Here is a 14,692-nt window from a genome sequence, read left to right on the forward strand (position 1 = left end):
TGTCATCACGCAGCCGGCATTCGCACAGCGCTTTGAGACGTTCCAAAACGTGATGTGGGAGGTTGCAGGCGATGCAGATAAAGCGCTGTGGCTTTGCCGATCACAATAAATCGATCTAGAGCAAAACCAAACTGCTGCGGGTTAGTGCGAGCAGGTACGCTGGTCCGCCAAACCTCTGTAAATTAAGGCATCTTTCAGCTTTTATTAAGGCGTCGATAAGCATGCCGTCGCGCCAATCCGGATCGTGTCGGGTTGTCGATTGCTGTGGCGAATGGGTGACAGCATTTTACGCAAAAGCTGTCTAAGTCCACGCCATAGACGGAGCGAACGCGCTCTCGCTCTAAAATGGTTTTCTGGAGAAGAAGAAAATGAAGAACTTCCTGATGGGCACCGTTGCCCTGATCGCCCTGGGCGCCTCGGTTCCGGCAATGGCCGCTGACCTGGCTGCTCGTCCCTACACCAAGGCTCCGGCTTACGTTGCTGCCCCGATCTACAACTGGACCGGTTTCTACATCGGCGGTCACGTCGGCGGCGCGTTCAACGGTTCGAACGGCTTCGGCGGCACCTCCGACAATTCGGATGGCCGTTTCCTCGGCGGTCTGCAGATCGGCGCTGACTACCAGTTCGCTCCGAACTGGGTCGTTGGTATCGAAGGTCAGTACAGCTGGGTTGGTTCGAACAACACCAACGTCGCTTTCCTCACCACGCCAGGCGTCACCTACAACCTGAATCAGAAGGGCCTCGGCTCGGTTACCGGTCGTATCGGTTACACCTGGGGTCCGGCACTGCTCTACGTGAAGGGCGGCTACGCTTACTCCGACTACAGCGAATCGCTGGTCACCACCGCTGGTGGCGTTCCGGTTGCCTTCGCTGGCGGCACCAAGCATGACGGTTACACCGTCGGCGCCGGCCTCGAATACCTGTTCACCCAGAACTGGTCGGGCAAGGTTGAGTACCAGTACTACGACTTCGGCAAGACCACTTTCGCCGCTCCGTCGCCTGCTGGCATCGTCGGCCTGTCGTCCAAGAACGACGAGCACACCGTCAAGGCTGGCCTGAACTACCGCTTCAACTGGGGTGGCCCGGTTGTTGCGAAGTACTGAGCTTCGCGCCTGATTTCAGGCTCATGACTACGGAAAGGCCGGCGGAAACGCCGGCCTTTTTGTTTTACCCTTTGGTAACCTTGCAAGCCCCGCGACAGCCAGGGGTTGCCGATTTACCCGAATATTAACCCGGTACCGACATACTCTCTGCGCGATCCGCCACCAGGACGGTGGACGCGGGGGGAATCAATGGCACTGACGTCGTTCATCGGAAAATTCGGACGGTTTCGTTTCTCGCGGCCCCGTTGGGGCATCCGCGGCAGCCTATTCGCCGCCTTCGCTGTTATCGCGGGCATGGCGATCCTGATCAGTGCCGGTGCTGGCATGATTCTCGGTCAGCTCGGCGGCATGATGACGGACCTGAACGGCCGGGACATTCCGAAACTGACCGCCAGCCTTCAACTGGCCACCGCCAGCGAGAGCCTTGCCAGCCAGGGCCCGATGCTGCTGGCATCGAGCAGCCCCGACGTTCTGAAGGAACGCTCGCAGCGCATGCGGGATACGCACAAGATTGCAGTCGAGAAGCTCGACACCATCGCCAAACTCGGCGCCGACAAGGCCGTGGTCGCCGCCCTGGCGGATACCGTCAAGAACATTGAAGACACGATTCGCAGCCTTGGCGCTGCCACCCAGGAACGTCTCGACGCCGTCGCCCAGCATCAGAAGCAATACGACTCCCTGCGCGCCGCTGCGGCAAACTTCGTCAAGATGTCGGAGCCAGCCGCCACCGACGCCCAGAACGTGATGAACGACACGCTGCGGGCAACAGTTTTCTCGGCCGAAGATTCGGGCGAAGCCGCGCGCGTCATCGTGCAGGTCGGCGAAGTCGTCGCCAGCACCAACCTGATCTCGTCCGATCTGATGGCCGCACTGTCGGCCGGCTCGTCCGAAGCGCTCTCTCCGATCGAAGACAATTTCAAGGCCGCCCAGACCCGCGTCAAATCCAATCTCGATGCACTGGTCGGCATCAAGGGCACGAAGGAACTGAAGGAAGCCGCCCTGCAACTGCTGGCGATCGGCGATGGCAAGAACAGCGTCTTCAAGGTGCGCCAGAAAGAGATGGACACCGTCGAATATGGCGAACTCATTCTCGACGAGACGCGCAAGCTGAATGTTGGCCTCGGTATGAGCGTCAAGCAACTGGTCGACAAGGTGCGCAGCGAAACCGACGCCGCCACGACACAGGCGCAGACGACAATCACGCTGGCGACGCAGGTGATGCTCGGCCTCGGCGCGCTGACGCTGATCGGATCGGCATTGTTCGTCTGGCTCTATGTCGGCCGCAGCATCCTGCGCCGGCTCGCGCAATTGCAGCGCGCGATGCAGCGGCTGTCCAGCGGAGATCTCGACACCGAGATCGCCCGCAGCCGCCAACAGGACGAAATCGCGGCGATGGCAGGCACGCTCGAAGTGTTCCGCGACAGCATGATCAACGCCCGCACGCTCAGCGCGGAGCAGGATCAGGACCGCATCGCCAAGGGCGAACGCACGTCGCGCATCGAAGCCCGCATCGTCGACTTCGAGAGCAAGGTGCGCAATGCTTTGGAGAAGCTGCAGAGCTCGGCCGATTCCATGCAATCGACCGCGCAGAGCATGACGGCTACTGCCGATCGTTCCAGCGCGCTGGTCAGCGCCGTCGCATCGGCCGCAGAGGAAACCTCTGTGAACGTCCAGACGGTGTCGGCCGGGACCGAGCAACTGTCGTCATCGATCAACGAGATCAGCCGACAGGTTGTCACGTCAACCGAAATCGCCGCAAAGGCCGTCAACGAGGCCGGCGAAACTGATGCAACGATGCAGGGCTTGGCCGACAACGCCAACCGCATCAGCGTGGTGATCGATCTGATCCAGACTATCGCGTCGCAGACCAACCTCCTGGCGCTCAACGCGACCATCGAGGCAGCGCGCGCTGGCGATGCAGGCCGGGGTTTCGCCGTGGTGGCATCCGAGGTGAAGAGCCTTGCCGATCAGACCGCAAAGGCCACCGACGAGATTCGCACGCAGATCGTGTCGATGCAGCAGGTCACGTCCACCGCCGTCGGAGCGATCCGCAACATCGGGCAGACCATCGCCGAGATCAATCATGTGAGCGCTGCCATCGCCACTGCCGTCGAACAGCAAGGTGCGGCAACGCGCGAGATCGCGCGCAACATCCAGCACGCCGCCGGCGGCACCAGCGAAGTGTCGAGCAACATCGTCGGTGTCAGCGATGCATCGACGCAGGCCGGCACGGCTGCCAACGACGTGCTCGGCGCCTCGGGCGAACTGCGCCGCGAGGCCGACGTTCTTCGTGGTGAAATCGACGAATTCCTGTCGAGCATCCGCGCGGCATAGGAGCGGCGATCCAGCGCATGGCTGCACCCGGCCAGCGTCATTGCTCCAACCCTCAAAATCATGGACTGCTTTCACAGCAGCCCATGATCGGTGGCTGCGCAGAATGTAAGGATTGCGTGAATGCCCCCAACTCCCTCTGCATGGACATCGACCGAACTGCGCCACGACTGGCAACGCCATGAAGCCCAGGCACTCTATGATTTGCCGTTTGCAGACCTGATTTTTCAGGCGCAGAGCACCCACCGCAGCAATTTCGATCCGAATCACGTCGAGACTGCGAGCCTGCTCAGCATCAAGACCGGCGGCTGCGCGGAAGACTGCGGTTATTGCTCGCAAAGCGCGCACTACAACACTGACGTCAAGGCGACCAAGCTGATGGACCGCGACGCCGTGGTTGCCACGGCGCAGCGCGCCAAGGATGCCGGTGCGAGCCGCTTCTGCATGGCCGCAGCCTGGCGCAATCCCAAGGACAAGGATCTCGACCGCGTCTGCGACATGGTCAGCGCGGTGAAGGATCTCGGCCTCGAGACCTGCGCGACGCTGGGCATGCTCACGGAAGATCAGGCCAAACGCCTGCAGGACGCCGGCCTCGACTTCTACAATCACAATGTCGATACCTCGCCCGAATTCTACGGCAAGATCATCACCACGCGTACGATGGAAGATCGCATCGAGACATTGGCGCGGGCGCGCCATGCGGGCCTCAAGGTCTGCTGCGGCGGTATCATCGGCATGGGTGAGCAGGTCGAAGATCGTCTGGGCATGCTGATGCTGCTGGCCAACCTGCCGCATCATCCGGACAGCGTGCCGATCAATATGTGGAACGAGGTGAAGGGTGTGCCGGTCAACGACACCGCCGAACGCCCGGATCCGATCGCGCTGGTCCGCATGATTGCCGTGGCGCGTATCATGATGCCGAAGAGCGTGGTGCGGCTTTCCGCCGGACGGCAATATATGACCGATGAATTGCAGGCACTGTGCTTCGTCGCCGGCGCCAATTCCATCTTCATCGGCGACGTGCTGCTGACCACGAAGAACCCCCAGACCGACCGCGACGCCAACCTGCTGGACCGGCTGGGCATGACCTCGCGGCTCGACGACGTGAGCGGAAAGAGCACGCCGACTCCGCCGGTTACCGCTTCAGCACAGGCCGATATGCGCGCCAGCGCATAAACCCATGCCCTGCGCCAGCCGAATTTGTGCTGGCGCAGGGGTCCTTGGCCCGCTAAGCCGGATGAAAAGGACATTGCGACAGAACCGATGCATTCGAAAACAGACGCCAGCACAAAGCCAGCCGATGACCTCCGCTATCCCTGGGAGAACCATCCCGGGACCGATCAGGTGGTCGAAATTGCTCCGGGCGTTCTCTGGATCCGGCTCGACCTGCCGTTTCGCCTCAACCATGTGAACATCTATCTGCTCGCCGACGGCGACGGCTGGGCCATGGTGGATACCGGCATCGGCAATGACGCTACCATCGCTGCATGGACGAAACTGTTCGAAGGTCCGCTGAAGGGCAAGCCGATCAGCAAGGTGATTGTCACCCACGCGCATCCCGATCATGTCGGCCAGGCCGGCTGGATGGTGCAGCGGTTCAACTGCCCCTTCTATATGTCGCAAGTCGAATATCTGCAGGGCGTCTATCACCAGCACCGCCGCACCGAAGAGCGCATCGTCAATATGCGGCAGTTCTTCCATCGCCACGGCATGGATGCAGATATCACCGAGCAATTGCTCGGCCGCGGCCAGGAGTATCTGAAGAAGACGGTGCCGCTGCCGGCGGCCTATCGCCGGCTGTCCGATGGCGACGATCTCGTGATCGGCACGCGTACATTCCGCGTGCTCACAGGCGCCGGCCATTCGCCGGATCAGGTGATGCTGTATTGCGAGGCCTATAAACTGTTCCTGTCGGCCGATCAGGTGCTGAGCAAGATCTCGCCCAATGTCAGCGTCTGGGCCCATGAGCCCGACGAGAATTCGCTCGGCTCCTATCTGCATTCACTGAAACGTCTCGCCGAGACGCTGCCCGACGATGTGCTGGTGCTCCCCGGTCACGGCGTGCCATTTCACGGCCTCAAGATTCGCATCAAGCAGCTCGCAGACCATCACGAAGAGCGCTGCCAGATGATCGCCGCCGCGTGCAAGGATGCCGGCAAGACCTCGGCCGAACTGGTTCCGGTGGTGTTTCACAAGCACAAGCTGGACGCCCACCAGACCGGATTTGCCGCCGGCGAATTGATCGCCCACGTCAATCACATGCTGGCGCAGAAGCGGCTGACCTCGGCAATGGGCGCCGATGGCATGCTGCGGTTCAAATCGACGTAACCTGCAGCGCAGCAAAAATTCGTGAACGACCTCAGGCTCTTGATGTACATCAAAAGCCGCAGCACGTGGTCAAATTGACCAATTGCGCCTCGACAGCCAAGCTGGAAAAGCTCTAAAACGCACCTGACGCTGGGTTCGGGTTTCGTTTTTGGGTCTTTTGCGATGGATTACAGCAAGTTCTTCAGTGACGCGCTCAATCGTTTGCATGACGAGCGCCGCTATCGTGTCTTCGCCGACCTCGAGCGCATTGCCGGTCGGTTCCCGCATGCGGTCTGGCACACGCCGCAGGGCCCGCGCAATGTCGTGATCTGGTGCTCCAACGATTACCTCGGCATGGGCCAGCACCCGAAAGTGGTCGGCGCCATGGTCGAGACCGCGACCCGTGTCGGCACCGGCGCCGGCGGCACCCGCAATATCGCAGGCACCCATCATCCGCTCGTGCAGCTCGAGGAAGAACTCGCCGACCTCCACGGCAAACAGGCCGCCCTGCTGTTCACCTCCGGCTATGTCTCGAACCAGACCGGCATTTCCACGCTCGCCCGGCTGATGCCGAATTGCCTGATCCTGTCCGACGCGCTCAACCACAATTCGATGATCGAAGGCATCCGGCAGGCCGGCTGCGACCGCGTTGTGTTCCGCCATAACGACGTCGCGCATCTCGAGGAACTGCTGAAGGCCGCCGATCCCGCGCGGCCGAAGCTGATCGCCTGCGAGAGCCTGTATTCGATGGACGGCGACGTCGCGCCACTCGCGGCGATCTGCGATCTCGCCGAGCGCTATGGCGCGATGACCTATGTGGATGAAGTCCATGCGGTCGGCATGTATGGCCCGCGCGGCGGCGGCATCGCCGAGCGCGACGGCGTGATGCACCGCATCGACGTACTCGAAGGCACGCTCGCCAAAGCCTATGGCTGCCTCGGCGGCTATATCGCAGCAAACAAGGACATTGTAGACGCCGTGCGCTCCTATGCGCCGGGCTTTATCTTCACCACCGCGCTCCCGCCGGCGATCTGCTCGGCCGCGACCGCAGCGATCAAGCACCTGAAGAGCTCCAGCTGGGAACGTGAGCGCCATCAGGATCGCGCTGCGCGGGTCAAGGCGATCCTCACCGCCGCCGGCATTCCGGTGATGTCCACCGACACCCATATCGTGCCGGTGTTCGTCGGCGATGCCGAACTCTGCAAGAAGGCCTGCGATCTGCTGCTCGAAGATCACGGCATTTACATCCAGCCGATCAACTACCCGACGGTCGCCAAGGGCGCCGAGCGCCTCCGTATCACGCCGTCGCCCTATCACGACGACGTGCTGATCGATCATCTCGCAGAATCGCTGCTGCAGGTGTGGGATGAACTCGGCCTGCCACTGCGCACCAAGGCGCTGGCAGCGGAGTAATCCTCTCACGGCCGTCATTGCGAGCACAGCGAAGCAATCCAGAGGCCCGAAGCGAAGACTGGATTGCTTCGTCGCTATGCTCCTCGCAATGACGCGGAGAGAACGGCACCCGCCTCAAACGAGTCACCATCATGGACATCATCTGGAAAGGTATTCTCGGCGGACTGCTCACCGCCCTGATTGCCTGGTTGTCCAAACGGGGCAACACGCTGCCCGGCATTCTGCCGTTGTTTCCGACCTTTGCGATCATTGCGCTGCTCATCGTCGGCGCAAAAGGCGACAGCGCAGGCTTCCGGGAAGCCTGCATGGCCGGCGCGAAGACCATCCCGGCCTATCTCGCCTTTCTCGGCATCTGCTATCTCACGGTCGGCACGTTCGATTACCGCCTCGCTCTGCTGGCCGGCGTGACGGCCTGGCTGTTCATTATCCTGATTGCCTTTTTCGGCCCGCGCTGGATTTAACGACGATCCGGCATTCCCCGGCGTCCGGCCAAATCCCTGTCGCCTGCACCGGCGCAACCGGCTAGATTTTCGCCTGACGGACGGGCTTGCGCCCGCCAAAGGGAGCACGCACGATGCTGCACGACTGGGGCGTGATTGTTGCCGCCCTCTGCTACATCGGATTTCTGTTTTGCGTCGCCAGCTATGGCGACCGGATCGCGCTGTTCCAGAGCGGCCGCGCCAAGGCCGTCATCTATCCGCTGTCGCTGGCGATCTATTGCACGTCATGGACGTTCTTCGGCTCGGTCGGCGTGGCCAGCCGGACCAGCGTGGATTTCCTCGCCATCTATGTCGGCCCGATCCTGTTCTTTGCCTTCTTCTCGCCGGTGCTGCGGCGTGTGATCCACCTCGCCAAGACCCAGAACATCACCTCGATCGCCGACTTCATCGCCGCGCGTTACGGCAAGAGCCAGGCCGTCGCCGCCACCGTGGCCGTGATCGCCATCATCGGTTCGGTTCCGTACATTGCGCTGCAGCTGAAAGCCGTCGCATCGTCGCTGGAAACGATCCTCGGCGAGGACAAGGCCATTGCCGGCGTTCCCATCGTCGGCGACATGGCACTGGTCGTGACGCTGGCCATGGCGATGTTCGCCGTGCTGTTCGGCACAAGGCAGACTAATGCGACCGAACATCAGCACGGCCTGATGCTCGCCGTGGCTACCGAATCCATCGTCAAGCTGGTGGTGTTCATCATCGCCGGCGCCTTCGTGACATTCTGGATGTTCGGCCCCTCGGAGCTGGTCGAGCGCGCGATGAAGACACCGGAGGCGATGCGCGCCATCAACTATGTGCCGTCGTTCGGCAATTTCCTCACGATGGTGCTGCTGTCGTTCTGCGCCATCATGTTGCTGCCCCGGCAGTTCCATGTCAGCGTCGTCGAAAATTCCAGCGACTCGGAAGTGAGCCGTGCGCGCTGGCTGTTTCCCACCTATCTGATCGCCATCAATCTGTTCGTCATTCCGATCGCCCTGGCGGGCCTCGTGACCTTTCCGTTCGGCGCCGTCGACAGCGACATGTATGTGCTGGCGCTGCCGATCGAAGCCGGCTCCAGCGCACTCAGCATGGCGGTGTTCATCGGCGGTTTATCGGCTGCCACCGCGATGGTGATCGTCGAATGCGTTGCGCTGGCCATTATGGTGTCCAACGATATCGTGTTGCCACTGGTCTTGCGGCGCGGACCGCAGACGCAGAATGAGCAGACCGACTTCGGCAACTTCCTGCTCAAGGCAAGGCGGTTTTCGATCTTCGCCATCATGGTGATGGCCTATTTCTATTTCCGCGCACTCGGCAATACGCAACTGGCCGCCATCGGCCTGCTGTCATTTGCCGCCATCGCGCAACTCGCTCCGGCTTTCTTTGGCGGGCTGATCTGGCGGCGCGCGACTGCCCGTGGCGCCATGGGCGGCATGGTGGTCGGCTTCATCGTCTGGGCCTATACGCTGTTCATCCCGAGCTTCCTTGAAGGCAGTACCGCAGGCGTCCTGTTCCTGCAGCACGGCCCGTTCGGCATCGAGGCGCTGCGGCCACAGGACCTGCTCGGCACTGAATTGCCACCGCTGCTGCACGGCACGCTCTGGAGCCTGTCGCTCAATATCCTGACCTATATCGTGCTGTCGCTGATGCGGGCGCCGTCGTCGATCGAACGGCTGCAGGCTGACGTCTTCGTGCCGAACACACTGGCGCCGATCACACCGGCATTCCGGCGCTGGCGGACCACGGTGACGGTGCAGGACATTCTCAGCACCGTGACCCAATATCTCGGCCCGGACCGCGCGCGCGAATCCTTCGATGCTTTCGCCACGCGTCGCCGTGTCGATCTCGATCCAGCCGCGCCTGCGGATTTCGAACTGCTGCAGCACGCAGAATATCTGATCGCGTCATCGATTGGCGCAGCCTCGTCCCGCGTGGTGATGTCGCTGCTGCTGCGCAAGCGCACGGTGTCGGCCAAAGCTGCCTTGAAGCTGCTCGACGATTCGCATGCGGCGCTGCATTTCAATCGCGAGATCCTGCAGACCGCGCTCAACCACGTCCGCCAGGGCATCGCCGTCTTCAACCCCGACCTGCAGCTGATCGTGTCAAACCGGCAGTTCGGCGAACTGCTCGGCCTCCCACCGCAGATCGTGCAGATCGGCATTCCGCTCCGGGAGATTCTGGAATTCATCGGCATCCAGAGCGCATCGCCTTACGGCGACAACGAAACGCTGACACAGGCACGGCTGGCTGCCTACACCACCGAGGGCGAGCCTTATCTTGAACGTCTTCAGGACCGCCAGATCGTCATCGAAGTACGTACCAATAAAATGCCCGATGGCGGGCTTGTGCTGACCTTCTCCGACGTCACGCCCAGCTTCGAGGCAGCAGAGGCGCTGGAGCGCGCCAATGCCACGCTGGAAAAACGCGTCCGCGACCGCACCGAGGAGCTGACACGGCTGAATTCCGAACTGGCGCTCGCCAAGAGCACTGCGGAAGATGCCAACATCTCCAAGACCCGCTTTCTGGCCGCTGCCAGCCACGACATTCTACAGCCGCTCAATGCCGCACGGCTCTATGTCACCAGCCTGGTCGAGCGAAAGAGCGGCGGCGAGGACGCGCGGCTGGTCGAGAATATCGACGACTCGCTGGAGGCCATCGAGGAAATCCTCGGCGCCCTGCTCGACATCTCACGCCTCGATGCCGGCGCCATGAGTCCCGCGATTTCGAGTTTCCGCATCGGCGACCTGATGCGCTCGCTCGAGATCGAATATGCACCGATCGCGCACGCCCGCGGCGTCAAGCTCACATTCGTGCCGTGCTCACTGCCCGTCGAGTCCGATCGCCTGATGCTACGCCGTCTTCTGCAGAACCTGATCTCGAACGCGATCAAATACACGCCGCATGGCCGCGTCCTGGTCGGCTGCCGGCGCCGCGGCAAGGCCTTGCAGATTGGCATATACGATACCGGCGTCGGCATTCCGATCCTCAAACGTGGTGAGATTTTCAAGGAGTTTCACCGGCTCGAACAGGGCGCGCGGATCGCGCGCGGCCTTGGGCTCGGTCTGTCGATCGTCAAACGCCTCGCGCATGTGCTCAATCACGGCATCGCGCTGGATTCCAATCGCAGCGGCGGCTCATTCTTTTCGGTGACGGTGCCGGTGGCCAAGGCGATCAATCACACCACAGCGGTCACCAGCGCGACGCCGCTGTCGAAGTCACCTATGTCGGGCACGCTCGTTGTCTGTATCGAGAACGACATGGCGATTCTCGATGGCATGAAGACGCTGCTGCAGGCCTGGGGAGCCGAGGTCGTCGCAGTCGCGGATCCGGAAGCCGCGATGAATGCGATTGCCGAAATCCAGGGCTCGGGCCGCCGCCTCACGGGCCTCCTCGTCGATTATCATCTCGACCGCGGCAACGGCGTCGCCGCGATCCGGGAAATCCGCAACCGTTTCGGCAAGGAGATTCCGGCCATCCTGATCACCGCCGACCGCAGCCCGCATGTGCAATCAGCTGCACGGCAGGACAAGATCGCCGTGCTGAACAAGCCAGTCAAACCGGCGTCGCTGCGCGCGCTGCTCGGGCAATGGCGCACGCAGCAGATGATCGCGGCGGAATAGGGCTCTGCCCTCATCCTGAGGAGCGACATCTTCGTCGCGTCTCGAAGGATGGTGTCTTAGCATTTCATGGTTCGAGACGGCGCAAGTGCGCCTCCTCACCATGAGGCCGGAGCGATGTCGCTACTGCTGCGGCGTCTGTTCGCCCTGGCGCCACTGGCCGCCGGCGATCTTCGCCGCGGCGATGACAGCCTGCGTGCGGCTCTCGACACCGAGCTTCTGCAGAATCGCCGAGACATGCGCCTTGATGGTCGCTTCTGACACGCCAAGCTCATAGGCGATCTGCTTGTTGAGCAGTCCTTGCGACAGCATCATCAGCACGCGGACCTGCTGCGGCGTCAACGTCACCAGCCGATCGCGCAGTTTGCTCATTTCCGGATCGGCCGCTGCGGACATGTCAACGTCCGGTGGAACCCAGACGTCGCCATCCATCACGCGCACGATGGCATCGCGCAGCGTATCGACGCCGAAGCGCTTTGGAATGAAGCCTGACGCGCCAAAGTCCAGGGATTGGCGGATCGTACCGACGTCATCGCTGGCGGAGACGATAACCACCGGAATCGCGGGATACTGTGCTCGGAGGTAAATCAGTCCCGAGAAGCCTGATATCCCCGGCATCGACAGATCGAGCAGGATCAGATCGACGTCGGAATCCTGTTCCAGCAGTTTGGTCAGATCCTCGAACGTACCGGCTTCATCGACCGTGGTCGTCGGCAGCACACTGCTGACCGCCTGCCGCAATGCACCGCGGAACAACGGATGATCGTCGGCAATAATGAGGCGCGAGGGAGCGATAACGGTCATCAAAATCCATGCAAAAATCTTGCGGCGAACCAGCGACCGCGTTGAGACGACGCGCAAAAGCGCATTTCGCCACAAGTGTCCCCCGCGCGACAACGTCTTGCAAGCGCCCAATGCTGCCACGCGGTAAATTGGTGAACGCGGGCCATTGTGCGGCGCAATATTTCATATGCAGGCGCACGTCCGGAAGGACGTTTTCGCCACTGCGACGTCTGCGCACAGCCCCCTTGCGCACGGCCTAAAGTCGTATTGGGTCGCATTTCCCCGCAATGCTACCTTTTGCATCGAAGTTCTCTGCAATGAGCCGACAGAAGTTCGGCGCAGCGAGCGAGAAGCCACAATAAATTTTGCAACGGATTTGGGGAGCGATTCAAACATGTCCACCATCGCAGCAACATCGGCGAAAGCCCAAGGGATGACGAAGGACGAACGCTTCGTCATCTTCGCGTCATCGCTCGGCACTGTTTTCGAATGGTATGACTTCTACCTGTTCGGCTCGCTGGCCGGCATCATCGGCGCGCAGTTCTTCGGCGTGATCGATCCCGCCACCAAGCTGCCGATGTTCAATCAGGCCACGCGCGACATCTTCGCGCTGCTGGCCTTCGCCGCGGGCTTTATCGTTCGTCCGTTTGGCGCCATCGTGTTCGGACGCGTCGGCGACATCGTCGGCCGCAAGTATACGTTCCTCGTCACCATCCTCATCATGGGCCTGTCGACCTTCATCGTCGGCATTCTGCCTAACGCAGCGACCATCGGCATCGCGGCTCCGATCATCCTGATCGGCCTGCGCCTGCTGCAGGGCCTTGCGCTCGGCGGCGAATATGGCGGCGCGGCAACTTATGTGGCGGAACACTCGCCGGCCGGCAAGCGCGGCTACTACACGTCGTTCATTCAGACCACGGCCACACTCGGCCTATTCCTGTCGCTGCTCGTGATCCTGTTCACGCGGTCGGCGCTAGGCGAGCCTGAATTCGCCGCCTGGGGCTGGCGCATTCCGTTCCTGGTCTCGGTGGTTCTGCTCGGCATCTCGGTCTGGATCCGTCTGCGCCTGAATGAATCGCCCGTGTTCCAGAAGATGAAGGACGAGGGCAAGGGCTCCAAGGCTCCGCTCACCGAAGCCTTCGGCAACTGGAGCAACGCCAAGATCGTGCTGATCGCACTGTTCGGCGGCGTGATGGGCCAGGGCGTGGTCTGGTACACCGGCCAGTTCTACGCGCTGTTCTTCATGCAATCGATCCTCAAGGTCGACGGTTACACCGCGAATCTCCTGATCGCGTGGTCGCTGCTGCTCGGCACCGGCTTCTTCGTGTTCTGGGGCGCCCTGTCCGACAAGATCGGCCGCAAGCCGATCATTCTGGCAGGCTGCCTGATCGCAGCGCTGACCTTCTTCCCGATCTTCCGGATGATCACCACCAACGCCAACCCGACGCTGGAAAAGGCGATCGAGACCGTGAAGGTGGAAGTCGTTTCAGATCCCGCGCTGTGCGGCGATCTGTTCAACCCGGTCGGCACCCGCGTGTTCTCCACGCCTTGCGATACGGCCCGCGCCTATCTGGCCCAGTCGTCGGTCAAGTACTCGACCGCCTACGGTGCAGCGGGCTCGGGCGTGAAGGTCGTCGTCAACGGCAAGGACGTGCCCTACACCGCGGCTGCAGCGTCGAACCCGCAGGTTCTCGCAGCGGTTCAGGCGGCGGGCTATCCCAAGGCGGGCGACGCGCAGATCGTGAAGATGGCGCATCCGTTCGATATCTTCCGTCCGCAGGTTGCGGCGGTGATCGGACTGCTGTTCGTCCTGGTGCTGTTCGTGACCATGGTCTACGGGCCGATCGCGGCAATGCTGGTCGAACTGTTCCCGACCAAGATCCGCTACACCTCGATGTCGCTGCCCTACCACATCGGCAACGGCTGGTTCGGCGGACTTCTCCCGGCGACTGCCTTCGCCATCGTGGCCTCGACCGGCGATATCTATGCCGGCTTGTGGTACCCGATCATCTTCGCGGCAATCACCGTGGTCGTCGGCTTCTTCTTCCTGCCGGAGACCAAGGACGTCGATATCAGCGCGAACTAATCTCGCCAAGCCGGCAGCCCAGGCTGCCGGCAGACACGACGACAACAAACCGGCCGCGGAGCAATCCGCGGCCTTTTTTTGTTTCGGCAGATCTGCGAGCGTCAGGTCGCGCCGACGAACTGCAGCACCACCTCGCGGCGATGCGGGCGGGCACGGTGTTCGATCAGATAGATCCCCTGCCAGGTTCCAAGCGCGAGCTTGCCTGACAGAACGGGGATGTGCAGCGAGGTTGCGGTCAGCATGGTACGAACATGCGCCGGCATGTCGTCGGGACCCTCCGTATCGTGCGTCCAGTTAAAATCCTGAGGCGCAAGACGATCGAGCGTTGTCATGAGATCGACCAGCACGGAAGGATCGGCGTTTTCCTGGATGGTGAGCGACGCTGAGGTATGGCGGATGAACAGCGTCAACGCACCTTCTCGGGCGCCGATCTCGCTCAGGAATTTGCCGACCTCGCGGGTGATATCGATGAAGCCGGCACCGGATGTCTGCACAGTCAGCAGCGACGACACGACGGTTTCGATGCGAACTGCAGACAGCGCGCTGTGCGTGATGGATCTGGCTGATGTCACGACGCGA

The 14,692-nt window shown here is 61.7% G+C and carries 10 protein-coding genes; 8 read left to right on the forward strand and 2 right to left on the reverse strand.

Annotation, left to right across the window (positions count from 1 at the left end):
• Positions 1–368: 368 nt before the first annotated feature.
• The 7 genes from AC1DUY_RS17775 to AC1DUY_RS17805 all read left to right on the forward strand — a co-directional run bounded on the left by AC1DUY_RS17775 (position 369) and on the right by AC1DUY_RS17805 (position 11,247).
• Complete coding sequence (locus AC1DUY_RS17775; RefSeq protein ID WP_089266850.1) at positions 369–1,103, forward strand: outer membrane protein; 735 nt, start codon at positions 369–371, stop codon at positions 1,101–1,103.
• A 189-nt stretch (positions 1,104–1,292) separates the two neighbouring features.
• Positions 1,293–3,437, forward strand: a complete 2,145-nt coding sequence (locus AC1DUY_RS17780; RefSeq protein WP_478115965.1) for a methyl-accepting chemotaxis protein — start codon at positions 1,293–1,295, stop codon at positions 3,435–3,437.
• Between the two features lie 120 nt (positions 3,438–3,557).
• Positions 3,558–4,610 (forward strand): biotin synthase BioB, encoded by a 1,053-nt coding sequence (bioB, locus tag AC1DUY_RS17785; RefSeq protein WP_439056961.1) that lies wholly within the window; start codon positions 3,558–3,560, stop codon positions 4,608–4,610.
• A gap of 87 nt (positions 4,611–4,697) precedes the next feature.
• Complete coding sequence (locus AC1DUY_RS17790) at positions 4,698–5,762, forward strand: MBL fold metallo-hydrolase (protein WP_478115967.1); 1,065 nt, start codon at positions 4,698–4,700, stop codon at positions 5,760–5,762.
• Between the two features lie 162 nt (positions 5,763–5,924).
• Entirely contained in the window at positions 5,925–7,154 is a 1,230-nt protein-coding gene (gene hemA, locus AC1DUY_RS17795; RefSeq protein ID WP_175365938.1) for a 5-aminolevulinate synthase, read from the forward strand.
• A 131-nt stretch (positions 7,155–7,285) separates the two neighbouring features.
• Positions 7,286–7,615, forward strand: coding sequence for a GlpM family protein (locus tag AC1DUY_RS17800; protein ID WP_068732644.1), 330 nt, complete (start codon positions 7,286–7,288; stop codon positions 7,613–7,615).
• Positions 7,616–7,728: 113 nt separating this feature from the next.
• Positions 7,729–11,247: a NahK/ErcS family hybrid sensor histidine kinase/response regulator gene (locus tag AC1DUY_RS17805; RefSeq protein WP_478115970.1), complete on the forward strand. Its 3,519-nt coding sequence runs from the start codon at positions 7,729–7,731 to the stop codon at positions 11,245–11,247.
• Positions 11,248–11,367: 120 nt separating this feature from the next.
• Here AC1DUY_RS17805 and AC1DUY_RS17810 read toward each other — a convergent pair whose 3' ends face one another.
• The gene (locus AC1DUY_RS17810; protein ID WP_175365937.1) at positions 11,368–12,048 is read right to left on the reverse strand and encodes a response regulator; all 681 of its coding nucleotides are present in this window, start codon (positions 12,046–12,048) and stop codon (positions 11,368–11,370) included.
• Positions 12,049–12,460: 412 nt separating this feature from the next.
• On the opposite strand from AC1DUY_RS17810, the gene AC1DUY_RS17815 reads away from it, so the two are divergent.
• Positions 12,461–14,113 carry an MFS transporter gene (locus AC1DUY_RS17815; protein ID WP_374725619.1) on the forward strand — a complete coding sequence of 551 codons (1,653 nt, stop codon included), beginning with the start codon at positions 12,461–12,463 and terminating at the stop codon, positions 14,111–14,113.
• A 101-nt stretch (positions 14,114–14,214) separates the two neighbouring features.
• On the opposite strand, the gene AC1DUY_RS17820 is transcribed toward AC1DUY_RS17815, so the two are convergent.
• Entirely contained in the window at positions 14,215–14,685 is a 471-nt protein-coding gene (locus tag AC1DUY_RS17820) for a secondary thiamine-phosphate synthase enzyme YjbQ (RefSeq protein ID WP_478115972.1), read from the reverse strand.
• Positions 14,686–14,692: the final 7 nt, after the last annotated feature.

The sequence above is a fragment of the Tardiphaga sp. P4_G1 genome, from assembly GCF_056401215.1.